The sequence below is a fragment of the Synechococcus sp. SynAce01 genome, from assembly GCF_001885215.1.
GTDB classification, from domain to species: domain Bacteria; phylum Cyanobacteriota; class Cyanobacteriia; order PCC-6307; family Cyanobiaceae; genus Regnicoccus; species Regnicoccus frigidus.
The window spans coordinates 737,832-761,474 of the sequence record NZ_CP018091.1 but is presented as its reverse complement, the minus strand read 5'-3'; the positions used below and the strand labels follow the sequence as shown (position 1 = coordinate 761,474).

The following is a 23,643-nucleotide window of genomic DNA, read 5'->3' as shown; positions in this document are numbered from 1 at the left end:
TGGCTTTGGGTTGATGGCGCAGACGTGAGAGTTTTTCGCTGATGGACTGGCTTCGGCAGCTTCCGATTGGCCAATTCGTCGATGGCTCATCGAGTTGGCTGCGCCGCCTCGATCCCCGCCTCAAGCTCGGCTGGACCCTGGCCTTCCTGGTCACGCCGATTCTGGCTGGACCCCTCTGGCGGATCGCCCTGGTGGGCTTGCTGCTGCTGATCACCGCGCTCAGCGGTCTGTCCTGGCGGCTGTGGCGCCGGAACCTTCCTGCTCTGCTCGCCCTCAGCCTGCTGGTGGGGCTGCTCTCTGCCCTGCTGCCCACCAGGGCGGTGCCAGCGGCACCGATCAGCCGATCGCCGCAGGAGCTGACGCTGGCCCCCAGTGCTGCCGGCCAGCCCGCAACCCAGCGCCTGGGAGAACCCTGGGAACTGCTGCGCTGGGGGCCCGTGCAACTCGGCCCGCTGCCGCTCGGGCCCTTGGTGGTCAACCGCCGCTCAGCCGAACTGGGCCTCAACAGCGCCACCCTGCTGTTCACCTTGATCCACAGCGCCAACCTGCTGCTGCTGAGCACCCCTCCCGAGGAGCTGGTCTGGGCCCTGACCTGGGCGATCAGCCCCTTGCGCCTGCTGGGCCTGCCGGTGGATCGGCTTGGTTTCACCCTGCTGCTGGCGCTGCGCTTTCTGCCCCTGGTGCAGGAAGAATTCCAGAACCTGTTGCGCTCGCTGGCCACCCGGGCCGTGAACCTGCGCAGCCTTGGCCTGAAGGGGGCGCTTGGAATCGTTCTGGCGGTGGGAGAACGCTTGTTGGCCAACCTGTTGCTGCGGGCCGAGCAGGGCGCCGAAGCCCTGATGGCCAGGGGCGGCCAGTGGTTGCCACCCCGGCAACTGCGGCTGGTGGTCCGGGCGGCTCACCCACTCAATTGGATCGCCGCAACCGCCCTGATCGCCTTGCTCGGACTGCGCTGGCAGTACGGTGCGCTGTGATTGGTAGCCGCTAGAACCATCAGTGAGCGCAGACGCGAGTACGGAGCGGTATCTGAATCACCCCACCTTCGGTCTGCTCTATCGGGTGTCCCCGGCCGGAGAAGGGCGTGACCTGTTCGCCACCCTCTACGCCCAGAGGATGTTTTTTCTGGTCACCCTGCAGTCGCGCAGTGCCCAGTTCGAGGTGATTCCCTTGATGGATGCCCGTCACTACGCCGAGCAGAACCTGGCGCGGGCCCGCCGCGATGGCAGCGCCCACCTCCCCCGCTGGCGCCAGCTGTTCGACCAGACCTTCATCTAGGCGTGGATGCCGCTGAGGGCCTCGAGCAGCGCTTCCAGCGCCTGACCGCTGCATTGCCGCCGGGCAGTCGGCTGCTGGCGGTGAGCAAGGGGCAGCCGGCCGAGCGGATCCGCCGTCTGGTGGGGTGTGGCCAGCGCTCCTTTGGCGAGAGCCGCCTGCAGGAGGCCGTGGCGAAGCAGCTCGAACTGGCCGATCTCGAACCGCTCGACTGGCATTTCATCGGTCGCCTTCAGGCCAACAAGGCCAGGGCGGTGCTGCGTCATTTCGGCACGATCCATTCCGTCGACAGCGCCGCCCTGGCCGAGCGCCTGCAGCGCATCGCCAGCGAGGAGGGCCTCAGCCCCAGGCTGTTTCTGCAGGTGAAGTTGCGGCCTGACCCCGGCAAGACCGGCTTTGAGGCGGCCGAACTCGAGCGGCTCTGGCCTGAACTCCGGGCCCTCGATCCGCTGCGGCTGGTGGGATTGATGACGATTGCGCCGATGGGGCTGGAGCCGGCTGAGCGCCTGGCGCTGTTCCGCGACTGCGCGGCCCTGGCGGCACGCCTGGGACTGCCGGAGCTCTCGATGGGCATGAGCGGTGACTGGCCTGAAGCGGTGGCTGCCGGAAGCCACTGGCTGCGAATTGGCTCGGCGCTGTTCGGTCCACGCCCGATCTGAGCGGCCAGGTCTGAGCGGTCTGATCTGAGCGGCCCGATCCAGGCCAATCGCTGTTTCGGAACGGGATTGTTCGATGTGTGACCAGTTGCCACCGCTGGCGTGGGACGCTATTGAGGTACAGACCAACACGAAGGAACTCAAGGTGTCGTTGTTCTCACGCCTGCGTGCGGTTGTCTCGGGTGACGACTATCTCGATGGCGACTACGACGACGAACTCGACTACGACGCCGGTGAGGCCACAGCCACCGCCAGCACCCCCCGCGGCAGCGCCGCTGGCCAGAGCAGCAGCGGCAGCGCCCTGAGCCTCAGCTCAGATTTTTCGATGGACGATCCATTCGCCGGTGGGAAGGTGATCGGCATGCCCGGTCTTTCGCCGACGGCCGCGGAAGTCACCCTGATGGAGCCCCGCAGCTTCGATGAGATGCCGCGGGCGATTCAGGCCCTGCGTGACCGCAAGACCGTGATCATCAACCTCACGATGATGGAGCCCGATCAGGCCCAGCGCGCCGTCGATTTCGTGGCTGGCGGCACCTACGCCATCGATGGCCACCAGGAACGGGTCGGCGAAAGCATTTTCCTGTTTGCCCCCAGCTGTGTCACCGTCACCACGGCCTCCGGCGAAGAGCCCTCCTCGCCCACCATCGTGACCTCCAAGGATCTCGGCGCCGATTCGGTGGCCGCCCCCAGCCCTGCCTGGGGCCGAACCGATCTCGGTGCCGGCCTGGGCTGATCCCGGTGTGATCCGTCCTGATGTGACTGGTCTTGGTGTGATTGGTCTGGGCCGCATGGCCCGGGCGCTGCTGGTTCCGCTGCTTGAGCAAGGCGCCGTGGCTGCGGGGCGGGTCCAGGCCGTGGTGGCCAGCGAGGCCAGTGCCGGGCGCCTGCGGGCGGAGCTGGGGGTGGCTGTCGGCACCGATCCAGCCGCTGCCTGGGCAGAAGCGGTGGTGCTGCTGGCTGTCAAACCCCAGCAATTACGCCGGGTTGCCGCCGCTGCCCCGTCTTTCGCGGCGGGTCAAGCCCCGCTGCTGATTTCGGTTCTCGCCGGGGTGACCCTGCGGCAGCTGGAGCAGGCCTTTCCCCACTGCCAGGTGGTTCGGGCCGTGCCCAACACGCCCTGCCTGGTGCGCGCCGGCATTACCGGCCTGGCCTGGGGTGCGGCGGTGCAGACGGAGCAGTGTGATCAGGTGCGGTCTTGGTTTGCGTCGGTCGGCCAGGTGTTCGAGCTGCCGGAGAGCCAGCTCGATGGCTTCCTCGCCCTGGCCTCCTCCGGGCCGGCGCTGGCGGCGGTGGTGATCGAAGCGCTGGCGGATGGCGGCGTGGCCGCCGGCCTGCCGCGCGCCCTGTCTTTGCAGCTCGCCGGCGGGATGATGGCCGGCTCGGTGCAGCTGCTGCAACAGCAGCAGCTGCACCCCGGCCAGCTCAAGGACATGGTGGCCAGCCCAGCTGGCACCACGATCGCGGCCCTCAGGCGCCTGGAGCAGGGCGGTGTGCGTTCCGCCTTGATCGAGGCGGTGCTGGCGGCCGCCGAACGCAGCCGGGCCCTGGCCGAAGGCTGAGTTGTCTGGCTGGATCAGTTGGCGCCGGATTTGCTGCCCAGCTTCGGTTCGGTGCCGGCGATCAGGCGCCCGAGGTTGGCGCGGTGTCGCCACACCACCAACACGGTGGTGAGCACGGCCAGGGCCAGATAGGCCGGCCGCAGGCCGGTTCCGGCGGTCATGAAGCTGCCCTGCATCAACAGCGGCAGGCTCAGGGCGGCCACCACGCTCGAGAGCGAGACGATCCGGCTGACCGTCAGGGTGGCCAGAAACAGGCCGAAGCAGGCCAGACCCACGGCCGGCACCAGGCCGAGCAGCATGCCCAGGCCGGTGGCCACGGCCTTGCCGCCCTTGCACCCCAGCCAGATCGGCCAGATGTGGCCGGCCAGGGCGGCCAGGCCAGCGGCGACCACCCACCAGTCGCTGCTGTCGCTGATCAGGAGCGGCTGGAGCAGGGCCTTGGCGAGCAACACCGCGGCGCTGCCCTTGAGCACATCGAGCAGGAACACCACCAGGGCCGGGCCCTTGCCCATCTGCCGCAGCACGTTGGTGGCGCCTGTGGAGCCCGAACCCAGTTCGCGCAGGTCGATTCCCCCCCACCAGCGGCCCGCCAGCCAGCCGAATGGGATCGAGCCGAGTAGGTATCCCGTCAGCATCACCACAAGGGGCAGAAGCGCGTTCATGGGCGGGTCCGGGGTTGCGGGCGGGCTGGTGGCGCGGGTCTCAGAGCTGGTCCTCCTCGAGGGCCAATTCGTTGGCGGTGGCGGCGAAAGCGAGCCAGAGCGGGAACTGCAGGATCGGGATGTCGACCACCTGCTCGGAGGCATCGATCACGATGAACGGCAACTCCCCCCGTTCTTCGAGCCGATCAGCCCGCTCGATCAGGGCATCGGGCCGCTCGAACAGCACGATGCCGCTGTTGGGGCCGAAGTCTTCCCGACCCAGGCCCAGGCAGTCCTGCAGGCCGCGGCGCCACTCACCGAGGCGTTCGGGCTGGCCGGCCAGTACCAGGGTCTGAAAACGCTCCCCGTAGAGCTCGCCGAGGATGGCAACGGCGGCCGCCACCACCAGGGCGTTGCGGTTGCGGCTGCCGCTGCTGGCCTGGGCGCCGCGGCCGCCCTGCTGCAGGAACCAGTCTTCAAGCAGGGCCGTGGCGGAGGGCTCGATGCTGCGGCGCAGCTTCCAGGGATCGGCGTAGAAGTCTGGTTGGCCTTGAAAGCGCCGCAGCTGGTCGCTGATCAGGGCCTCGTCCTGGCTGAACAGACCCACCCCAGGGCTCACCGCCGCAGCGGCTTCGGGCGCTGCCGCCGGTGCGGCCATTTGATCGAGGGGAGAGGGTTGCAGCTGCAGCGGCGGCACCGCCAGATCAATCTGCTCTGCCTGGCTGGCCAGATCCTGCAGGGCAACCACCAGATAGTCCTGAAAGCCCTTCAGGCGCCTGGCAATGGCATCGGACTGTCCAGCGACCGTGCCCAGCAGGTCCTTGGCCAGCAGATCGCGGCGGGCCTCAAGCCCTTCGATCTCCGCCAGCAGCGCCTGGCGTCGCCCGCTCAGCTCGGTCAGGGCCAGGTCCTGCCAGGGGGAGCCGGATTGAGCCGGCGCTTCGCTGAGCGCTTCGTTCGGCACTTCGGCTGCCGGATCAGGGGAGGTGGACGGATCGGTCATTTCGGGGCGCTGATGTGCAGGTTGAGCTGCTCGCGCAGGGCGGTGGCATCAAACAACACCGGCAGCAGGTGGATGCTGCGCTGTTCACGGAAATAAAACAGCACCGGTAGCGGCGACCACCACACGGCCCAGCCCAGCCATTCGTCGTAGGGGAAGCGGCGCAACAGGGTCTGACGCCGCCAGACCAGCAGGGCATCGGGGCTGAACTGCAGCCGCAGCAGGGCGGTCTGCAGCAGCAGCAGCAGGCCGAACAGCACGAGCGCACCGGCCAACCAGAGCGCCCCGCTCCAGCGCGGCAGCAACAGCAGGCTGGCCAGGCCGAGCAGCACCAACCCCAGCGGAACCCAGGGACGGGGCGTGAGGATCACCCCTGGGGTGTCAGCGGGCGTGGGGCTGGGGGCCGAGCTGTCGGTGGAACTGTCGGCCGAGCTGTCGCTGGAGCTGGAGGGAGTGGTCATGGCCTGGAATCATGGCCTCCATGCTGGGCTACCGGCCGCTCAGTCGCCGAACAGCACTTTGGTGAGCAGCACGTCCATCAGGCTGACGGTGACCAGAATCATCACCACGGCGCCGGTGGTGCTGGTGCCCACCTCCTTCGGGCCGCCCTTGGTGGTGAGGCCCCAACCACAGGCAATCACAGCGATCTGCAGGCCGAACACCACCGCTTTGACCAGCATCGAGGGCAGGTCACTGGGCTGCATCCAGGTGCGCACCGAGTTCCAGAACACGTTCGGCGGGATCGAGAACAGGAAGGTGCTGCTCAGCTGCCCCGACCACACCCCGACCGCAAAAAAGAGCATGCATTGCACCGGCGCCATGATCACCAGGGCCAGCACCCGCGGCACCACCAGATAGGACACCGGATCGGTGCGCAGCATCGTGATGGCATCGATCTGCTCGGTCACCTTCATGGTTCCGAGCTGGGCCGCATAGGCGGTGGCCACCTTGCCGGTGAGCAAGGTGGCGGTGAGCAGGGGCGCAATCTCCCTGGCCAGACCGAGCGAGAGGATCCCGCCCACGGCCATCCCGGCCCCTTGTTTCGTCAGTTCAGCTGCCACCTGGATGTTGAACACGGTGCCGGCAGCCAGGGCGGTGATCGCCACGATCAGGAAACTGCCAGGACCGGCCTCAAGCATCTGCTCAGAGAGGTCGTTGAAATTGATCTGGCCGCGGGCGATCGCCGAGAGCGTCTGGCCGCCGATCAGGCAGCTGGTGCCGAGCCGGCTGACCCACCGGGGAGTTCTCATCGGGTTGTCCTCATCGTGGTGCCCGCTGCAGATGCAGCCCTCGCTCCGGCCAGCGGCGCATCACCAGCAGCCCCAACACCACCAGGGTGGCGGGGATCAGGCCCATGCACAACCGGATCGTCAGCAGGGCGCTCTCGGGCTGGAGGCCTTGCAGACCTGCTTCATAGCCGCTGAAGCTGAGCACGTTGCCCAAAGCGAACACGGCCAGGCCGATGCCCAGTTTCTGGGTGATCACCATCCAGGCCGTGTAGAGGCCCGCCGGTTTGTCAGGGTCGGCATCGATCGCGTCGGGAAGCAGCGACCAGGGGATCAGGAAGGCGGTGGAGCCCCCCAGTCCCACCAGCACGATCGTGAGCACCAGCAGGCCGAGGCTGACCATGTTGCTGAGCGAACCGAGCGGACTGATGCTGGCCTCCAGTGGAACCAGCACCATCGAGAGGGCGCAGCCGGCGATCCAGAGGCCGGCGCCCCAGCGCAGCGCATGCACCCGCCCGCGCCTGTAGGACACCCGGCTCCAGACCTGCAGCCCGACCAAGGCGCTGAGCTGGAAGGGAATCAGGATCCAGACGCTCCAGCTCTTGGGCAGTCGCATCACAGCCTCGAAAAAGATCAGCGACACGGGTTGCATCAGCTGCAGGCCGCACCAGAGCAGCAGGTAGAGGCCAAGGACCCGCAGGAAACGACCATTGGCGCCAATGCGTCGCAACTGGCGTCCAATCGGCTCGGGATCGCCGGTGGGCCGCTGGCAATGGCCCGTGAACGGCGACAGACCCCAAGCGCAGCCCAGGGTTCCCAGAATGATCAGCAGGCCGGAGGCGAGCCCCATGCTGAGGTAGCCCGATGGTCCGCCGCGGACCAGCAGGGCGCCGAGCACGAGGCCGCTGAGTCCGGCAAGGATCGAGCCGGTGAAGCGCGCCGTGTTCAGCCGGGTGCGCAGGCTGGTGTCGACGGTGAGCTCGCTGGCGAGGGCGGAATAGGGCAGGTTCACGCAGGTGAACAGTCCCTGGGAGAGCAGGGCGATCACCACGAAGTAGGCGAACTTCTGCCAGAGGCTGCCCGGCGGCACCCACCAGTTGGCGGCCATCGCCAGCCCCATCGGCACGGCACTCCAGGCAATCCAGGGCAGCCGCGGACCCCAGCGGCTCTTGGTGTGGTCGCTGAGCCAGCCCACGAAGGGATCGTTGATGCCGTCCCAGACCTTGATCACCATCAGCACCAGCCCGGCCATCCAGGCCGGCAGACCGGCGACTCCGGTATAAAACACAAAGAGATAGAAGCCCAGCTGGGTCGCGGCCATGCCGGTGCCGGTGTCACCCAGCCCGTAGGCCCAGAGCAGGCGGCGCTGCTCGGCCCTGGACGCATCGGCCGCATCGGCAATGGCCGGGGTTCCAGCAGAGGGAACCGGCGCTGGGATGGGGCTCAAGCTGGGGCACTCCGACGCAGGCCATAATGCTGCAGTGATCGGGGTGTGGCGCGGGTGAGGCGTTAACGATCACAGCATCAGATCATCTGTGCTGCTGCGGGCGTAGTTTAGTGGTAAAACCTCAGCCTTCCAAGCTGATGATGCGGGTTCGATTCCCGCCGCCCGCTTACTTTCCCAAATCAGGGTTTTCGGCCAGGGCCGTCATGTCTGAGGACCATCCCGAGGCCCTGCGGGAGTAGCGAACCTCGACTGCATGGATTCGGGAGCAGTTTCAGGAGACGCTGGCCAAACGGCTGATCGAATCGCGGATTCCCACCAGCAGGCTGCTGGGCTATCGGGCCATGGGATAGTCCCTGATTTCAGCTCACTAGCCCATGCCGAGCTCCTTGACCGGCCTCAGCCCGAGGGCAGCCGCAGCTTGCAGCATCCGCCCATCAAAGCTGGCCAGCTGGGTGCAGCGGCTGTGCAGCGCCACCGCCAGATGCAGCGCATCACCGGCCCGCAGGGCGAGAGCAGGATCTTGAAGCAGCTCGGCTGCCTGACGAAAGCGGTCGCGAGCAAGCGAGCGCAGTTCAACTCCGCCCTGCAGCAGGCGCTCGAACTGGTCCCCGGCGGCCTGGCGGGCCTGGGGGCTGAGGCCGTGATGGCGCTGCTTGATCCCAAGGGCGCTGTGGGTCTCGGTGATCAGCCAGTCGCTGCTGATCAAGGGTTCGCGGCACTGCGCCAACCAGTCGAGGGCGTGCGGGCTGCGCTCCTCCGAGGTCAGCAGAGCCACCACCACGCTGGTGTCGAGGTAGATCATCGAGCGGACGGTCTCACCAGCGCTCATTGGCGCGGCATTCTTCAACCACAGAGGGAGTGAGGGGCATGGTGGCCTGGAGCTCGCGAAGAACAGCGGCAAGAGCCGAGCGATCCAGCTGGCGCAGGGGTTCGAGACTCAGCCGGCCGTCAGGGCCAACGACGATCTCGATCTGATCGCCTTCCCGCAGGCCGGCCTGACGCAGGCAGTCAGCGGGGAGCCGAACGGCCAGGCTGTTTCCCCAGCGGCGGATCGCCTGCTGGAAGTGCCTACCTGTATCAACGGGATGGTTCTGGGCCATGGACTCTGTCACGGGACCGCCTTGGATCTTGCCAGCAGTGTCGATACACGACTCTACGTCCATACAAGCCAGTGATGGTGGCCTCCTTGCTCTCAAGGTGCCACTGCAGCGGACACCGGCCCTGAGTGCAACACCGGCGGTGCTGGCGACCTCGTTGTGGCCAGAGGCCTCGCGGCGCATGGACCACCTCCAGGCCCCCAGACGGCTTTCAGGAGCGAAGCATCTCACCAAGTAACTCACAAAATGGCTTTTTTGTTGTTGATTTTTTGTTGTTGATATGTCAGGCACAACAAGGAGACTGGGCGATTGGTGGCTCAGCCTTCCAAGCTGATGATGCGGATTCGATTCCCGCCGTCCGCTTACTTTCCCAAATCAGGGTTTTTCTCAATCAGCATTTTTGGGTCACCATTGCTGCTGGCTTAATTGATGATTGTTGCTGGCTTAATTGGTGAAATTCTCAAGGGTGTCGAGGCCCTTCTGGAATAGTTTTTCGGATTGATCGATGATCCGCCGCTGGCCGCTGCGATACTCGCAGGAGCGGGTCACGAAGGTGATGCTGCGGGTGTTGGGGTGATAGCCCACGGAGCGCAGTTTGCAGAAAAATCGCCCTGACTTGCCAGGTTCTTTGCGCAGCACCTCGCCTGCCAGGCAGCTGTAGCCACCGTTGCCCTCCTTGGCGCAGAGGGAGAGGTTGCGAAAGACCAGATCATTACCCTGCAACTTCTGCCAGTTGTTGGCATAGCCGGCAAACGACACAGGGTCAAAGCTGAATGGGCCGGCATGTGCTGCTGGGAGGGCCACAGCGAACGCAAGCAGCGGCAGCATCAGCTTTGCCGTTGATCTTGCCGTTGATCTTGCCGTTGATCTTGCGTTTGATCGCAGGCGTAGGAAACGGCAGTTGACAGGGAACAAAGTTATCTCCGTGATGAAAAAAGACAGGCTTGATCGAAAGGGCTTCGTCGAAAGGACTTCATCGAGAGGAGCCGTGGTGCTGATGATCCCGCGAAATTCCTTGATTGCTCAGCTGTCTGCTTCATTTTACAGAATAATTTCAAGGAGCTTCCCCCGCCGGCAGCACCTGGTGATAACCGCCGGCTGTGCACACCTGCAGGGGCGTGGCGAACAGGGCGCTGAGGGGGCCGTCCTGCAGCAGCTCGCTGACGGGGCCATCCTCCTGCACGGCCCCTTGCCGCAACAGCACGCAGCGACTGATTTCCGGGATGATTGCATCGAATTGGTGGGTCACCAGCAGCAGGGTTGTGCCGGACTGGGCCAGGCCGCGCAGGATCGTCAGCAGCTGGAAGCGGGCCTGGATATCGAGGCCATTGGTGGGCTCATCGAGCACCAGCACCTCTGGATCGTGCACCAGGGCCCGGGCCAGCAGCAGCCGTCGCCGTTGGCCGTCCGAGAGCTGGCGGTAGGGGCGTTCGGCCAGATCCGCCAGCCCGAGTTGGTCCATCAGCTCACCCACCCTCAGCCTGTGGGCGGCTGTGGGCTGCTGGCTCGGGCCGATGCCCACCGAGCCGAAGAAGCCGGAGAGCACCACATCGCGGGCCAGCACGCCGCCTCGATAGTTGGCCTGCAGATCCTGGGAGACGAGCCCGATCCGGGCCCGCAGATCCCAGAGATTCGCCGTCTGGTGGCCGAAGAGGCGCAGCCAGGATCCCGGCTTGACCACCGGGTAGATTTCGCGGCACAGCAGCTTGATCAGGGCACTCTTGCCTGACCCGTTCGGCCCGAGGATCACGGTGTGTTCACCCTGGTGTAGCCGCAGGCTGAGGTTGGTGAAGACCGGGCGGGGGCCCAGGTAGGCCTCCACGGCCTGGAGGTCGAGATAGGGGACGGTGGTGGTCAAGGCGGGAAGGGGCGCGGCCAGGGGGGTGTTGGCGGATCCGAGCGGATGAAGCCGGTTGGGCCGGTGAGCGTGGAGCCAGGGTTGTCAGGTGGCCTGAGCGCTGGCCCTGGCCGCGCTCCCGGCCTGTTTCGGCTTGGCTGGCTTCTGCAGCAGCTCCGGGGCCACCATCAGCATCAGGCTGCGGCTCTCCAGCGGGGCCCCGCTGGGGGTCCAGAGCTCGGGGTGGAGGGGCAGGTCCTGGCCGCTGGGCAGGGCTGTGTCGATCACGCGCAACCAGCCCTCGCTGGGTTTGGGCAGATCGAAGTGGATCGCCTTGCTGTAGGCGTTCAGGCCGCACCAGAGCAGCGCTCCGCGCTCGGCGCTGTGTAGGCTCCAGGCCAGGGTGTGCGACCAGCTGCCCCAGTCGGGGCGTTCCACTTCGACGCCGTGCCACTCGCGCCAGAGGGTTGTGGAGGCTGTGGGTCGGCCCGGCTTGCCTTGCACGTAGGGCTGCTCCGGGTTGAGCAGGCCGGCGAGTTTGCGGCGCAACACCAGCAGCCTTTGCACGAACTGACGCAGGGCCAGATCGCCGGCATCGGGCCGCCAGTGCATCCAACCGAGGGGATTGTTCTGGCACCAGGTGTTGTTGTTGCCCCCCTGGCTGCGGCGCACCTCGTCGCCCATCAGCAGCATCGGCACCCCCGGGGCGAGCAGCAGGGTGGCCAGGAGATTGCGCTGCTGGCGGTTGCGCAGGGCGGTGATGGCGTGATCGTTGCAGGGGCCTTCCACCCCGTGATTCCAGCTGTTGTTGTGGTTGTCGCCGTCGCGGTTGTCCTCGCCATTGGCCAGGTTGTGTTTGCCGTTGTAGCTGACCAGATCGGCCAGGGTGAAGCCGTCGTGGGCGGTGATGAAGGTGATGGCCCGCCCCACGGCCGCTGGGCGGCCGCCGTAGAGATCGGGGCTGCCGCTCAGTCGCTCGGCCATCAGCCAGCTGCAGTCGTCGTCCCCTTTCCAGAAGCGACGCAGATCGTCGCGGAAGCGGCCGTTCCAGGTGCCCATGCGCTTGGCCGGGAAATCGCTGAGCCGGTAGAGGCCGCCGCAGTCCCAGGGTTCACTCACCAGCTTCAGGTCGCTGAGCTCCGGATCGGCTTCGATCTCCTCGAACAGGGGCGGCTGATCCAGCGGCAGCATGTTCTCGCCGCGGGAGAGGGCGATGCCCAGATCGAAGCGGAAGCCATCGATGCCCAGCTCCAGGGCCCAGCAGCGCATCGACTCGATGATCAGACGCCGCACCAGCGGCCGGTTGGCCGCGATCGTGTTGCCGCAACCGGTGACGTCCTGGTACTCGCTCGACTCGTTCTGCTGGTAATAAAGGGCGTCGGCAAAGCCTCGCCAGCTGAGGGTTGGACCGTTCTGGTTGCCTTCGCTGGTGTGGTTGTAGACCACATCCAGCAGCACCTCCAGGCCCGCCTGGTGACAGGCGGTGACGAGGGCGCGCACCTGCTGGCGAGCCTCGAGCGGATCGTTCCCCACCAGATAGCCCTGATGGGGAGCCATCCAGCTCAGGGGGCTGTAGCCCCAGTAGTTGTGGCGGCCGGTGGGTGCATCCTGGGGATCGAAGGCCATCACCGGCAACAGCTCCAGGGTGGTGACCCCGAGGCTGCGCAGGTAGGGCAGGGTGTCGATCAGGCCCAGCAGGCTGCCCTGGCGCTCCGCCGGGGTGGGGCTGCCCGCCCCATGGCTGAAGCCACCCACATGCAGCTCATAGATCACGCTGCGCTGCCAGCTGTGGCGGGGCCGGGGGGCGGAATCGAAATCGAAGCGGTCCCGTTCGGTCACCACCCCCTTCAGGCAGCAGCTGGTGTTGAGCACCGTGCCGCTGGCCGCCGCGCGGTCGTAGACCTCCCAGCCATCGATCGCCCGGGCGCAGGGATCGAGCAGCACCTTGGCCGGATTGAACCCGTGCAGCCCCGGCAGTAGCGGACCGAACACCCGGTAGCCGTAGCGGCAGCCGATCCCCAGCCCTTCAACTTCGCCATGCCAGTAGTCACCGGAGCGGTGGCGGCCATCGAGGGCGAACACCCGGTAAGGCTCCGCGGCCGCACCATCGCGGAACAGCAGCAACTCCACCCGGGTGGCCCGCGGAGCCACCACAGAGAAGTTCACCCCCCGCGCCGTCACGCTTGCTCCCAGGGGCCAGGGATGTCCGAGCTGGATCGCCGCCAAGGGCTCAGTTCTGGGGCGCGCACAAACTAGGAGGCTTTGCAACCGCTGCCTGGCCTGCTCCAACACGGTGTTCAACGGCCCGCTCTGGCAGCGATCGCCGCTCGATCCAGGCCCAAATCGGCCCAATTTGGGCCCAATTGGGTCAAAACCGTTGCCGACAGGGCGATTTCAGTTGCTGGATCAGCCCTTCCCCCATACGATTGGCGCGCTCAACATCCCGTTGGCTGCTCCACCGCATGGCGGGAGGGGATTTTCCGCTCCGCCCAGATCCCGCACTCCCTGAAGGTTTTCCTATCCGATGAACAAAGCTGATCTCGTCAATCTCGTCGCAGCCCGCACCGAACTCACCAAGACCGACGTCTCCAATGTCGTAGACGCCGCCATCTCCACGATCATCGATTCGGTGGTCGAAGGCAAAAAGGTGTCGATCCTCGGTTTCGGCTCCTTCGAGGCCCGCGAGCGCTCGGCCCGTCAGGGCCTGAACCCCAAGACTGGTGAGAAAATCGCCATCCCCGCCAAGCGCGTGCCCGCCTTCACCGCCGGCAAGCAGTTCAAAGACCAGGTTCAGGGCTGAATCGGGTCGATTCCTTCCGCCAGCCCCAGCAGGCCAGGCGCCGGCAGGCCCGGTGCCTCCAGAGAAGGTTTTCAAGACGCGCTTGAGCAGCAGCTCGAGCGCGGCGATTGTCTGCGGCAGGGCCACCACCGCGGGCGCTTTGCCCCTTCCCCCAGCGGCGATCTTCACCTCGGCAATCTGCGCACGGCCCTGCTCAGCTGGTTGCAGACCAGGCTGAGCGGTGGCGAGTGGTTGCTGCGCTTCGACGATCTCGACACGCCCCGCAACCGCAGCGGTGCCTGCGAAGCCATCGAGGCCGACCTGGGCTGGTTGGGTCTCGATTGGGACGGCCCGGCGCTCTTTCAAAGTGAGCGCCGCTCGCTCTACGACGCGGCACTGGCCAGGCTGCGCTCCTCGGGCCAGCTCTATCCCTGCCATTGCAGCCGGCGGATGCTCGCCGATCTTTCAGCCCCCCACGGCGGATGGTCGCCCTATCCAGGTCTCTGCCGCGCCGTTCCTGCCGATTGGGGTACCAAGGATGGCCGCCAGCCCAGCTGGCGCTTGCGGCTGGCGCCGGGGCGGCTGCATTGGCCTGAACTGGTTGGACGCGAGGCTGGGCTGGATGGTCCTACGGCTGTCGGTGACGTGGTGCTGCGCAGGGCCGATGGCTTTGTGGCTTATCACCTGGCCACGGCAGTCGATGAGCTGACCCTGGGCATCAGCACGGTGCTGCGTGGAGCCGACCTCTGGCACTCCACCGCCCCGCAGCTGGCTGTGATGGCCTGCCTGGAGCGGCGTCCTCCCGACTACTGGCATGTGCCGCTCTGGTGCGGGCCCGGCGGCGAACGGCTGGCCAAGCGATCGGCGGCCGAAGGGCTGGCTGGGTTGCGCGCTCAGGGACTGGATGGACCGGCGGTGATCGGTCAGTTGGCGGCGAGTCTGCAGCTGGTGCCAGTCGGCAGTCGCCTCAGTGCCCTGGAGCTCTGCGAGCAACTCAGCCTGCCCCTGTTGCGGGAGCGGCTACGCCAGCCCCTGTAAAGCCGGTTTCTGTGAAAACGAATGCTCAGGCAAGGAAGGCTCAAGAAACAAACACTTAAGAAAGGAATTCTTAAGGAATGAAGCTGGATCGGTCCTCCCTGTGAGGAGCAGGAGGGGCAGACTGCATTCATGCAGATGGTGTTCGTTTCGTGACCTCCCTTCCCCCCTCCGGCTCAGGCCCCAGTGCCTCCTTGCCGAATGTTCCGCTGCCGCCGTGCCCGCATTGCGGCGGTAGTGGGGTGCTGAGGATGAGTGAGCAGCGCTTTCGCACCTGCCTCGACTGCCTTGGCCAGGGTCATGAGCCGCGCTTCGAGCCCCAGCCGAGGCTTCAAGACATGATCCAGCCGGACGTGATTCAGCCCTGGAACCAGGAGATCAACGCTGGGGCCTTCTCTTCTGGCTCCAGATGAAGAAGGTGGCGGTCCCGACCACCACCGCTAAGGGCGCAGCCGTGAGCAGCAGCAGGATGACGGCAGTCCAGTCGGTGTACATCGTGGCGAGAAAAGCTCGTCGCCATCATCCCGTTTCGCCGGTCAGCACCTAAACCATGACAACCGCCCATCACCAAAGCCCCTGGCAAGCCGCCATTTCCATCGCAACTTCGATTGCCGCCTCCAGCGCAACGGCAGCACTTCTGCTCCTGGTGGGCGCTGCGGCTCCTGGACGAGCTGAGCCCCTGTTGGCTGATATCCGCTTCGACAATTGCCGCCCGGCTGTCGGCGGCGGAATCACCTGTGATACCCAGCCGGAAGGCAACACCTTGCTCAATGACGAAGCGGCCCGCTACGGACTGTTCGATGACGCCAGCCCAGGATGGAGTGAATTCGAGCCGTACCAGGGCGATGATCAAATGTTCTGAAATCAGGGGTTTTGAGCAACGGGTCCGGGCTCGTTGGTGAGAGCCAGCCTCTAGCGTCGGGTCTGGTGCAAGGCCTGTTCTGTACTCCGTTCTTACCCGTTTCCTCTACGTCCTCGGACCGGTGTTCATCGTGGCTGTCCATCTGGGCTGCCTGCTGCTGCTGGCCACGGGCCTCGGGCTCGGCGCGATCGCCTGGGCCGTGACGCTCTATCTGCTGCGAATGCTGGCCACAACGGCGATCTATCACCGCCTGATCACCCATCGCAGCTACCAGGCCCCCAAACTGGTGCTCTGGCTTGGGGCGTTGGTGGGGGCTTCGGCAGGGCAGATGGGCCCGAGCTGGTGGAAGGCTCACCACCTCAGTCACCATCGCTACGTCGACACCGATCGGGATCCCCACAGCCCCCTGGCGCCCCTCAGGGGCTGGGCAGGCTTCTGGCGTTCCCAGGTCGGCTGGCTGCTGCGGCCTTCCTTTTTCCCCGAGCGGCTCCCCCCGGACGTGGAGGCTGATCCGGTGCTGCGCCTGATCGACCGGCTGCATGTCCTGCCGGCCGTAGGCCTGGGCTGGTTGTCGTTCGCCCTGGGCGGCCTTCCCTTGCTGGCGGCCTACTGCCTCAGCACCACAGTGCTGTTCCACGGCGTGGCGACCGTGAATTCCTTGGCCCACCTAGCGGGCGACCAGCCGTTTCGCACCGATGATCACAGCCGCAACAATGGCTTAGTGGCGCTGCTGACCCTCGGCGAGGGATGGCACAACCTGCACCACGCCTTCCAGTCATCGGCGCGGCAAGGGTTCACCCTGCAGGCGGGCCAGGTTTGCGTGCTGCCGGATCCCACCTATGGCTTCATCCGTTTCCTGGAACGCTGCGGCCTGGCGTCTCGCCTGATTGTTCCAAGCCAAGGTGAGCTGTTGAATCGGGCACGTTCAGCAGTTTCTGCCACTGACCAAGCAGGCCGGCTGGAATCGGCCGGGGCCGGTAATCGCCGGCAGCGGCGGGTCCATGGCGCAGCACGGCGTTAACCAGGGTGGCGGAGTAACGACCCTGGTTGATTGCCCCGTGCGGCACGCCGGGGGGAATGCGCACCATCACCGGGTCGTCTTCGCGCAGGGTGATCCGCTCGAAGCGGCCGTTGTGGAGCACGACTAAGTCGAGGGAGCCACGCAACAGGATCAGCTGATCGGTCTGGTGGCGATGGCAGAACAGCTCCCAGGGTTGTTGCGGTGCCAACTCGGCAATCAGGGTCTGGTCGCTGGATTGGGCTGCGCAGAAGGTGGTGCGGCCGGTACAGCTGCGCTCCAGCTGTACGACCTCGACGGATGGCGAAAGGGCCATTGACGGGTGAGCGCGTTGATTCGTCAATTCTGGTTACAAAACGTTGCGCCCAATGACTTGTTTATCACCGAACCGTTCGGGTGTGAGCGAACCCTGGCGTCTTCTGCTGGCCGGCAGGGCTGGAGCTGTTCAACGGGCCGTGCTGGACTCGAACCAGCGACCGTGCGATTAGAAGTCGCATGCTCTATCCAACTGAGCTAACGGCCCACCCGGGCAGCCTAAGGTGAGCGGCTACGCAACCCTCTCCAGTTCCATGGCGGCCAACCGGCTCAGCGACGAGCAGAAACAGGACTTGGTGCGGCGCTATCAGCGGGGCGAGGGCTCCCAGGCGCTGGCTGCGGCCTTCGGTTGCAGCGCCAACACGGTGACGCGCCTGGTCAAGGCGGCTCTGGGGGAGGAGGTCTACGGACAGCTCAAGCGGCAACGGGGCAAGGCCCAAGCTTCTCCGCTTGCCACCACAGCGCCAGTTGCTGTTGCCGGCGCTGACCTAGGTGCTGGCGCTGAAGACGTTGAAGACGTTGAAGACGGCGCTGAATTAGGCCAAGAGGACGACGACGAGGACACCAGGCCCGGTGTGCTGGCGATCGATGATGCCGATGATTTCGGTGAGGACGACGACAGCGACGACGAGGGCGGCGATGGCGGCGATGGCTTCGGGCGGGACCGAGAAGGCAATCTGTTTGTGGCCGTCCCCGTGGGCGTTGCCCTTGAGGATCGCCCAGCGGCAGCCTGCCGCCAGCCGCTGGAGAGCGCGCCACTGCCTGAAAGCCTCTACATGCTCGTCGACAAGACGGTGGAACTGCAGGCCCGCCCCCTCAGCGATTTTCCTGAGCTGGGCCGACTGCCCGATGGGGAGCAACAAGGTCAGGCGCTGCTGGTGTTCGCCAACCCGCGCCAGGCCAAGCGCCACTGCGGGCGCACCCAACGGGTGATCAAGCTGCCTGACAGCCAGGTGTTGCGGCGCACCGCCCCCTACCTGCTGGTTCAGGGCATCACCCGACTCGTGCTCGAAGGCGCTGTCTATTCCCTGCCGGGATCCTGATCACCCCTGGGCATCACCAGGGCGGTGGCGCTGCCGCCGCTGATCACGCCCACCACCAGGGCGACGCCCACCAAAAAGCCGGTGGGCAGCGGCACGGTGCGGCCAATGCCAAGCTGCAGCACGGCCCGTTCGTTGAGGTTCTGCGAGCCCAGGCACAGGATCAGCAGCAGCAACAGGCCGCCACCGAGGCTGGAGAGCAGCAGGCGCAGACGCAGCAGCACGGGACAAAACAGTTGGCTCTTGTGATTCTGACTGCTGGTGGGCGAGCGAACAGTGGCCAGGCGAACTGGTAGTGGCGGCTGCTATGGGGGTGGCTGGTGGAGCAGGGCGTAGATCCTGCGGCGGGAGAGGCCGGTTTCGGCGGCGAGCTGGCGGGCGGCGTCGCTGCCACTGAGGCCCGCTGCCAGGCGCCGCGCCAGTTCCGCCCTGAGCTCGTGCTCGCTCCACTGGGGAGCTTCGGGGGCAGGGGCGCCGCCGAGCACCAGGGTGCATTCGCCGCGGGGGGGCACCTGGCGGAAGTGCTCCAGGGCCGCCTCCACCGTGGGACCAACCTGCTGTTCGTGGCGTTTGGTGAGTTCCCGGGCCACCAGCAGCGGTCGATTGCCGAGCAGATCGAGCAGGTCCTCCAGCAGTTCGACCAACCGGTGCGGCGCTTCGAACAGCACCAGCGTGCGGCGTTCCGCGGCCAGCTCCTGCAGGGCCTGGCGGCGCAGGCGGGCCTTGGCGGGTAGGAAGCCTTCGAAGCAGAAACGCCCCGTCGGCAGGCCACTGCTCACCAGGGCCGTGGTGACGGCGCAGGGGCCCGGAATGCAGATCACCGGCAGCCCGGCGGCGCGCACGGCCGCCACCAGCAGCTCGCCGGGATCGGAGATGCCCGGCAGGCCGGCATCGCTGATCAGCGCCAGGCTTTCGCCGGCCTGCAGCGCCGCGAGCAGCTCGGGGGTGCGGCCGTGCTGGTTGTGCTGGTGAAAGCTGAGCAGGCGGCCACGAATGGCGAAACCCGCCAACAGCTGGCCGCTGTGGCGGGTGTCTTCGCAGGCGATGCGATCAACCCCTTCAAGCACCTGCCGGGCCCGGGGCGAGAGATCGCCCCGGTTGCCGATCGGTGTGCCCACCAGGTAGAGCACACCGGCGGCGGGTTCAGCCGGGGGATCCAGCTTCAGCGGGGCCCGATCGATCTCAGACCGCCACGGGTTCCTGGGACACACCGCGCAGGGTGAGGTTGATACGACCGCGGTTGTCGATCTCGCGCACCCGCACGGTGACGGCATCGCCCACCTTGATCACGTCTTCCACCTTCTCGACCCTGGCTTCGGAGAGCTGGGAGATGTGGATCATCCCTTCCTTGCCGGGGAGGATCTCCACGAAGGCGCCGATCGGGATCACCCGGGTGACCGTGCCGCTGAACTGCTCGCCTTCACTGATCCGGCGGGTCAGCCCCTCGATGATCCGCTGGGCTTCCTCGGCGGCGGCGCCGTCGTGGCTGGCGATCGTGACGATGCCGCCATCCTCGATGTCGATCTTGGTGTTGGTGCGCTCGGTGATGCCCTTGATCGTGCGCCCACCGGGGCCGATCACCGTGCCGATCAGCTCGGGATCGATGCGGAAGCTGAGCAGCCGCGGGGCATGCGGCGAGAGGATCTCACGGGGCTTCTCGATTGCCTCCAGCATCTTCTCGAGGATGTGCAGCCGGGCCGGGCGGGCCTGGTTGACGGCTTCGGCGATGGTCTTCACCGCCAGACCGGACATTTTCATGTCCATCTGCAGGGCGGTGATGCCCTTCTCGGTGCCGGCCACCTTGAAGTCCATGTCGCCGAGGAAATCCTCGATGCCCTGGATGTCGGTGAGGATGCGCACCTCATCACCCTCCTTGATCAGGCCCATGGCGGCGCCGCTTACGGGAGCCTTGAGCGGCACACCGGCATCCATCAGCGCCAGGGTGCTGCCGCAGACCGAGCCCATCGAGGTGGAGCCGTTGGAGCTGAGGCACTCCGAGACGACCCGCATCACGTAAGGGAAGCCCTCCTTGGCGGGAAGCACGGGAATCAGGGCCCGCTCGGCGAGGGCGCCGTGGCCGACTTCGCGGCGGCCGGGGGAGCGCATCGGCCGGGTTTCGCCGACGGAATAGGGGGGGAAGTTGTAGTGGTGGAGATAGGTCTTCTCGCCCATCGGGTTGAGGTCGTCCATCTCCTGGGCATCGCTGGGGGTGCCGAGGGTGGCGCAGGAGAGCACCTGGGTGAGCCCGCGCTGGAAGAGGCCGGAGCCATGCACCCGCTTGGGCAGCACGCCGACGGCCGCCGTGATCGGCCGCACTTCATCGAGGTTGCGGCCATCGACCCGCTTGCCCTCGCTGAGGATCTGGGCGCGCATCAGCTTCTTGGTGATGCCCTTGTAGGTGTTGCCGAGGGCCTTGCCGGTGGCGGCCAGGCGGATCGGATCGTCGTCGGAGAGACCGGCAATCTTCTGGGCCACGCCTGCCTTGATCACATCGAGCTGGGCGTCGCGCTCCGCCTTGGTGAGGCTGAACTGCTTGAGCACTTCGCCGATGCCGGCGCCGCATTCCTGCTCCAGGAAATTCGGCAGGGCGGCGTCGAGCACCTGCGCTTCCGGGAATACCTGCTCGATGCCCAGGTCGGCGAGGAGGGTCTGTTGGGCCTTGATCAGCTCGCCCACGGCTTCGTAGCCGAAGTCGATCGCTTCGATCACGTCTTGTTCGGGCAGCTGGTTGGCGCCCGCTTCAACCATCACCACCCCGGACGGGGTGCCGGCCACCACCAGATCCAGCTCACTGCGCTCGATCTCGCGGTAGCTGGGGTTGAGCACGAAGTCGTCGCCAAGCAGGCCGACGCGCACGGCCGCCATCGGGCCGTTGAAGGGGATTTTGGCCAGCAGGGTGGCGATCGAGGCGCCGGTCACGGCGAGCACATCGGGCGGGACCCGTTCATCCAGCGACAGGCATGTGGCGACCACCTGGAGGTCGTCCCGTAGCCAGGAGGGAAACAGCGGCCGCATCGGGCGGTCGATCAGGCGCGTGGTGAGGATGGCGCGCTCGGGGGGGCGGCCTTCGCGGCGGAAGAAGCTGCCGGGGATGCGTCCGGCGGCGTAGAGACGCTCTTCGTAGTCGCAGGTGAGGGGGAGGAAATCGATCCCTTCGCGACCCTTGGCCCTGGTGGCCGTGACCAGCACGGACGTATCACCACATTCAACTAACACGGCCCCGCCTGCTTGAGGGGCAAACAACCCTGTGGTCAGCCGGATCTCCCGACCATCGAAGGAGACCGACTGAATTTTTCCTGGCACTTCTGATTATGTCCGTTTTGTTGACGTTGTTGATTCTCGCATTTTGTCTTGCCCCCGTATGGGCTGCGCCCACTAGTGAAGAGGCAAAACGGGGTGATCAGGGCCCCAAACCTGCAATCAATATCGGCTGCGCCTGCTTGCCTGCCGGCAGCGCTGGCCTACAAAAACGCCCGACAGAGGGTGGCGTCAGGGCCACCCGTGCTGTTGATCTTGCCGCCACTTTTTCGCAACGAATGGGGTCGCAAAAAAGGGGCGATAGAACACAACAGTCAAAAAGTTTGCGGACAATGAAGCGGAACAGAGCAGTTCAGCATCGGCCACATACCATCAGCCAGATTTTTTCATCAGCTGGAGTTGGTTGCCAGCCGAATGGGCTCACCAGCTGGATTTGGTGACGCCGGGCAGCAGACCCTTGTGAGCCATCTCCCGCAACTGGTTGCGGCACAGACCGAAATCGCGGTAGTAGCCACGGGGCTTGCCAGTGGCCCAGCAGCGGTTACGCACCCTGTTGGCGGCGCTGTTGCGGGGCAGGCCCTGGATCTTGCGGTGCACTTCAAGGCGCTCCATCGGGCCTGGGGCGGCCTCGAACGCGGCCATCAGGGCGGCGCGCTTAACGGCGAAGCGAGCCACGATTTTTTTGCGCTTGACATCGCGCGCGATCATCGACTTCTTCGCCATGCGGCTTCAGAGCTGGTTCAGGGATGTATCAGTCTACCGCGCGGCCGTGCTCGGGATGGCTGGGGCAGAGGTCGGCGAGGGGGCAGCCGTCGCAGGCGGGTTTGCGGGCGTTGCAGACGGCGCGGCCGTGGAAGATCATCCGGATCGAGAAGTTCTCCCACTCCGGCTGGGGCAGCAGCTTCATCAGCTCCGGTTCGATGCGGCGCGGCTCGCTCTGCTTGCTCAGGCCGAGCCGGTTGCTCAGCCGCCGCACATGGGTGTCGACAGTGACGCCGGCGTTGATCCCGAAGGCATGGGCCAGCACCACATTCGCGGTTTTCCGGGCCACACCAGGGAGCTCCAGCAGGGCGTCCATGCGCGGCGGCACCGCCCCGCCGTGGTGCTCGATCAGCAGCCGCGAGGCGGCCACGATGTTTTTGGCCTTGTTGCGAAAGAAGCCTGTGGAATGCACGTACGGCTCCACCTCTGCGGCGGTGGCAGCGGCGGCGGCCTCCGCATCGGCGAAGCGCTCGAACAGGGCCGGGGTGACCCGGTTGACCCGTTCATCAGTGCACTGGGCCGAGAGCATCGTGGCCACCAGCAGCTCCCAGGGGGTGCGCCAGTTCAGCGAACAGGTGGCCTCGGGATAGAGCTCACCAAGCCGGGCCAGGATCAACGGAGCCCGCTGCCGCGCCGTCGGGAAGCGAGGCCGCCGGAGACGTTCGCTCACCTCAGCGGCCGATCAGCTGCTGCACCACCGAGAGCTGGCTGGTGTCCTTAACGATCAGTACGGCACTGAGCCCCACCAACAGCAGGAAGCCCGACTGCATGAAGACCATCTGCAGCCGCTGGGGCAGGGGGCGACCGCGCACCCCCTCAATCAACAGCAGCAGGAACTGACCGCCATCGAGCAGGGGCAGGGGCAGGGCATTGATCACGGCCAGGTTGATCGAGATCAGGGCTGTGAACAGGTAGAGACTGCTGCCGCCGCTCTTGGCCAGCGTGGCGCCCATTTCAACGATCTTGACCGGCCCCGACATCTGCGGAGCCGTTTCACTGAAGCGGGTGACCAGGGCGACGAAGCCATCGATGGTGCGGCCGGTGAGCTGGGCGAAGATGCGGTTGGTCTGGTTGATCACCTCCAGTGGGCCAGTGGCGGGGCGGAAGGCCTCGCTGCCATTGGGTTGCAGCTGGGCGCCGATGCGGCCGATGCCGTCGTTGTCGGCGGGGGTGAGGTTGAGCGTGAGTGTCTTGCCGTCACGCTCGGCCACCAGGTCCAGGGTCTGGCTGGGGGCGGCCTTGATATCGCCGACCAGGCCGACCACCGCCTCCTGGCCTCCCAGCAGGCTGACGCCGCCGAGGCTGACGATCCGATCGCCGGCGACCAGGCCCGAGAGGGCCGCCGGCTGGCCAGGCTGTACGGCCGCCACGACCACGCCCGGGTTGGCGCTGAAACCGGCCGGAATGCCCACCACAATTCCCTGGGCCGCCAGCACCGTCCAGGCCAGCAGCAGGTTGGCGAGCACGCCGGCGGCGATCACCAGGGCGCGCTGGTGCAGGGGGCGGTTGCGCAGCAGATCGGGATCGTCGGCAGCGATGGCGCTGGTCTCGTCTTCGTCATCGTCAGGGAAGGCGACAAAGCCGCCGAGCGGGATCGCCCGCAGGGCGAACTGAACGCCGCGGCGCTGACGCTCCAGCAGCACCGGACCGAAGCCGATCGAAAAACCGCTGACGCGGATGCCCTGCCAGGTGGCGGCAAAGAAGTGGCCAGCCTCATGCACAACGATCAGGGCGGCCAGGATCGCCAGAGCTGAAAGAACACCCATTCAGACCGTGACGCAGTGCCCTCATTGTGGAGGGGCAACCCGCCCGCCGGCGGGCTGAAGGCGGTTGGGTAGG

27 protein-coding genes and 3 tRNA genes are annotated in these 23,643 nt (G+C 66.3%); 13 read left to right on the top strand and 17 right to left on the bottom strand.

Annotated features, from left to right (window positions below; genetic code table 11):
* Positions 1–41 precede the first annotated feature (41 nt).
* From BM449_RS04035 to proC, 5 genes are all read left to right on the top strand, one after another.
* On the top strand, positions 42–974 hold the full coding sequence (locus tag BM449_RS04035) for a CbiQ family ECF transporter T component (protein ID WP_071800161.1): 933 nt from the start codon (positions 42–44) through the stop codon (positions 972–974).
* A 22-nt stretch (positions 975–996) separates the two neighbouring features.
* A complete protein-coding gene (locus tag BM449_RS04030; protein ID WP_071800160.1) occupies positions 997–1,275 on the top strand; it encodes a PipX family protein in 279 nt (92 codons plus the stop codon).
* A 2-nt stretch (positions 1,276–1,277) separates the two neighbouring features.
* Positions 1,278–1,931 carry a YggS family pyridoxal phosphate-dependent enzyme gene (locus tag BM449_RS04025; protein WP_071800159.1) on the top strand — a complete coding sequence of 218 codons (654 nt, stop codon included), beginning with the start codon at positions 1,278–1,280 and terminating at the stop codon, positions 1,929–1,931.
* A gap of 142 nt (positions 1,932–2,073) precedes the next feature.
* A complete protein-coding gene (locus tag BM449_RS04020; RefSeq protein ID WP_071801951.1) occupies positions 2,074–2,661 on the top strand; it encodes a cell division protein SepF in 588 nt (195 codons plus the stop codon).
* Positions 2,645–3,487, top strand: a complete 843-nt coding sequence (proC, locus tag BM449_RS04015; protein ID WP_255448056.1) for a pyrroline-5-carboxylate reductase — start codon at positions 2,645–2,647, stop codon at positions 3,485–3,487. Before BM449_RS04020 ends, proC begins: the two co-directional genes overlap by 17 nt.
* A gap of 14 nt (positions 3,488–3,501) precedes the next feature.
* Here the strand turns inward: proC and plsY are convergent, their stop codons facing one another.
* From plsY to BM449_RS03990, 5 genes are read right to left on the bottom strand one after another with little or no spacing between them, the layout of a single operon-like run.
* Positions 3,502–4,149, bottom strand: coding sequence for a glycerol-3-phosphate 1-O-acyltransferase PlsY (gene plsY / locus BM449_RS04010; protein ID WP_071800158.1), 648 nt, complete (start codon positions 4,147–4,149; stop codon positions 3,502–3,504).
* A 40-nt stretch (positions 4,150–4,189) separates the two neighbouring features.
* Entirely contained in the window at positions 4,190–5,131 is a 942-nt protein-coding gene (locus BM449_RS04005; protein WP_071800157.1) for a DUF3086 domain-containing protein, read from the bottom strand.
* Entirely contained in the window at positions 5,128–5,589 is a 462-nt protein-coding gene (locus BM449_RS04000; RefSeq protein WP_071800156.1) for a DUF3119 family protein, read from the bottom strand. The genes BM449_RS04005 and BM449_RS04000 overlap by 4 nt, the downstream gene beginning before the upstream one ends.
* 39 nt (positions 5,590–5,628) lie before the next feature.
* Positions 5,629–6,378: an ABC transporter permease gene (locus BM449_RS03995; protein WP_071800155.1), complete on the bottom strand. Its 750-nt coding sequence runs from the start codon at positions 6,376–6,378 to the stop codon at positions 5,629–5,631.
* A gap of 10 nt (positions 6,379–6,388) precedes the next feature.
* Positions 6,389–7,756: an MFS transporter gene (locus tag BM449_RS03990; RefSeq protein ID WP_071801949.1), complete on the bottom strand. Its 1,368-nt coding sequence runs from the start codon at positions 7,754–7,756 to the stop codon at positions 6,389–6,391.
* Positions 7,757–7,897: 141 nt separating this feature from the next.
* Between BM449_RS03990 and BM449_RS03985 the strand changes: the two genes are divergently transcribed.
* Positions 7,898–7,968: transfer RNA gene (locus BM449_RS03985), tRNA-Gly, on the top strand.
* Positions 7,969–8,168: 200 nt separating this feature from the next.
* On the opposite strand, the gene BM449_RS03980 is transcribed toward BM449_RS03985, so the two are convergent.
* Together BM449_RS03980 and BM449_RS03975 are read right to left on the bottom strand one after the other, a co-directional pair.
* A complete protein-coding gene (locus tag BM449_RS03980; protein WP_233831061.1) occupies positions 8,169–8,630 on the bottom strand; it encodes a type II toxin-antitoxin system VapC family toxin in 462 nt (153 codons plus the stop codon).
* Positions 8,617–8,913 carry an AbrB/MazE/SpoVT family DNA-binding domain-containing protein gene (locus BM449_RS03975; protein ID WP_233831059.1) on the bottom strand — a complete coding sequence of 99 codons (297 nt, stop codon included), beginning with the start codon at positions 8,911–8,913 and terminating at the stop codon, positions 8,617–8,619. The genes BM449_RS03980 and BM449_RS03975 overlap by 14 nt, the downstream gene beginning before the upstream one ends.
* A gap of 290 nt (positions 8,914–9,203) precedes the next feature.
* Between BM449_RS03975 and BM449_RS14930 the strand changes: the two genes are divergently transcribed.
* Positions 9,204–9,261, top strand: a tRNA-Ser gene (locus tag BM449_RS14930).
* A gap of 81 nt (positions 9,262–9,342) precedes the next feature.
* On the opposite strand, the gene BM449_RS03970 is transcribed toward BM449_RS14930, so the two are convergent.
* The 3 genes from BM449_RS03970 to BM449_RS03960 all read right to left on the bottom strand — a co-directional run bounded on the left by BM449_RS03970 (position 9,343) and on the right by BM449_RS03960 (position 12,961).
* Positions 9,343–9,726 carry a hypothetical protein gene (locus tag BM449_RS03970; RefSeq protein ID WP_071800153.1) on the bottom strand — a complete coding sequence of 128 codons (384 nt, stop codon included), beginning with the start codon at positions 9,724–9,726 and terminating at the stop codon, positions 9,343–9,345.
* A 226-nt stretch (positions 9,727–9,952) separates the two neighbouring features.
* On the bottom strand, positions 9,953–10,756 hold the full coding sequence (locus tag BM449_RS03965; RefSeq protein WP_071800152.1) for an ATP-binding cassette domain-containing protein: 804 nt from the start codon (positions 10,754–10,756) through the stop codon (positions 9,953–9,955).
* A gap of 84 nt (positions 10,757–10,840) precedes the next feature.
* Entirely contained in the window at positions 10,841–12,961 is a 2,121-nt protein-coding gene (locus BM449_RS03960; protein WP_071800151.1) for an isoamylase, read from the bottom strand.
* A 298-nt stretch (positions 12,962–13,259) separates the two neighbouring features.
* Between BM449_RS03960 and BM449_RS03955 the strand changes: the two genes are divergently transcribed.
* From BM449_RS03955 to BM449_RS03940, 5 genes are all read left to right on the top strand, one after another.
* Positions 13,260–13,535 carry an HU family DNA-binding protein gene (locus BM449_RS03955; protein WP_071800150.1) on the top strand — a complete coding sequence of 92 codons (276 nt, stop codon included), beginning with the start codon at positions 13,260–13,262 and terminating at the stop codon, positions 13,533–13,535.
* A 111-nt stretch (positions 13,536–13,646) separates the two neighbouring features.
* Positions 13,647–14,552 (top strand): tRNA glutamyl-Q(34) synthetase GluQRS, encoded by a 906-nt coding sequence (gene gluQRS / locus BM449_RS03950; RefSeq protein ID WP_071800149.1) that lies wholly within the window; start codon positions 13,647–13,649, stop codon positions 14,550–14,552.
* A 149-nt stretch (positions 14,553–14,701) separates the two neighbouring features.
* The gene (locus BM449_RS14925; protein ID WP_162922842.1) at positions 14,702–14,962 is read left to right on the top strand and encodes a hypothetical protein; all 261 of its coding nucleotides are present in this window, start codon (positions 14,702–14,704) and stop codon (positions 14,960–14,962) included.
* 137 nt (positions 14,963–15,099) lie between these two features.
* Entirely contained in the window at positions 15,100–15,411 is a 312-nt protein-coding gene (locus BM449_RS15320) for a lactate dehydrogenase (RefSeq protein ID WP_233831057.1), read from the top strand.
* A gap of 121 nt (positions 15,412–15,532) precedes the next feature.
* On the top strand, positions 15,533–16,432 hold the full coding sequence (locus BM449_RS03940) for an acyl-CoA desaturase (protein ID WP_233831055.1): 900 nt from the start codon (positions 15,533–15,535) through the stop codon (positions 16,430–16,432).
* Between the two features lie 446 nt (positions 16,433–16,878).
* Here BM449_RS03940 and BM449_RS03935 read toward each other — a convergent pair.
* A tRNA-Arg gene (locus BM449_RS03935) sits at positions 16,879–16,952 on the bottom strand.
* A gap of 16 nt (positions 16,953–16,968) precedes the next feature.
* Here BM449_RS03935 and BM449_RS03930 point away from each other — a divergent pair.
* Positions 16,969–17,787 carry a hypothetical protein gene (locus tag BM449_RS03930; RefSeq protein WP_311134197.1) on the top strand — a complete coding sequence of 273 codons (819 nt, stop codon included), beginning with the start codon at positions 16,969–16,971 and terminating at the stop codon, positions 17,785–17,787.
* On the opposite strand, the gene BM449_RS03925 is transcribed toward BM449_RS03930, so the two are convergent.
* The 6 genes from BM449_RS03925 to rseP all read right to left on the bottom strand — a co-directional run bounded on the left by BM449_RS03925 (position 17,766) and on the right by rseP (position 23,570).
* Positions 17,766–18,008 (bottom strand): hypothetical protein, encoded by a 243-nt coding sequence (locus BM449_RS03925; RefSeq protein ID WP_071800147.1) that lies wholly within the window; start codon positions 18,006–18,008, stop codon positions 17,766–17,768. The two genes, BM449_RS03930 and BM449_RS03925, sit on opposite strands and share 22 nt — an antisense overlap.
* A gap of 81 nt (positions 18,009–18,089) precedes the next feature.
* Positions 18,090–18,944 (bottom strand): 16S rRNA (cytidine(1402)-2'-O)-methyltransferase, encoded by an 855-nt coding sequence (gene rsmI, locus BM449_RS03920; RefSeq protein WP_071801946.1) that lies wholly within the window; start codon positions 18,942–18,944, stop codon positions 18,090–18,092.
* A 22-nt stretch (positions 18,945–18,966) separates the two neighbouring features.
* Complete coding sequence (locus BM449_RS03915; RefSeq protein ID WP_071800146.1) at positions 18,967–21,087, bottom strand: polyribonucleotide nucleotidyltransferase; 2,121 nt, start codon at positions 21,085–21,087, stop codon at positions 18,967–18,969.
* A 375-nt stretch (positions 21,088–21,462) separates the two neighbouring features.
* Positions 21,463–21,765: a 30S ribosomal protein S14 gene (gene rpsN / locus BM449_RS03910; RefSeq protein ID WP_071800145.1), complete on the bottom strand. Its 303-nt coding sequence runs from the start codon at positions 21,763–21,765 to the stop codon at positions 21,463–21,465.
* A 28-nt stretch (positions 21,766–21,793) separates the two neighbouring features.
* Positions 21,794–22,474: an endonuclease III gene (gene nth, locus BM449_RS03905; protein WP_071800144.1), complete on the bottom strand. Its 681-nt coding sequence runs from the start codon at positions 22,472–22,474 to the stop codon at positions 21,794–21,796.
* A 1-nt stretch (position 22,475) separates the two neighbouring features.
* The gene (rseP, locus tag BM449_RS03900) at positions 22,476–23,570 is read right to left on the bottom strand and encodes an RIP metalloprotease RseP (protein WP_071800143.1); all 1,095 of its coding nucleotides are present in this window, start codon (positions 23,568–23,570) and stop codon (positions 22,476–22,478) included.
* Positions 23,571–23,643: the final 73 nt, after the last annotated feature.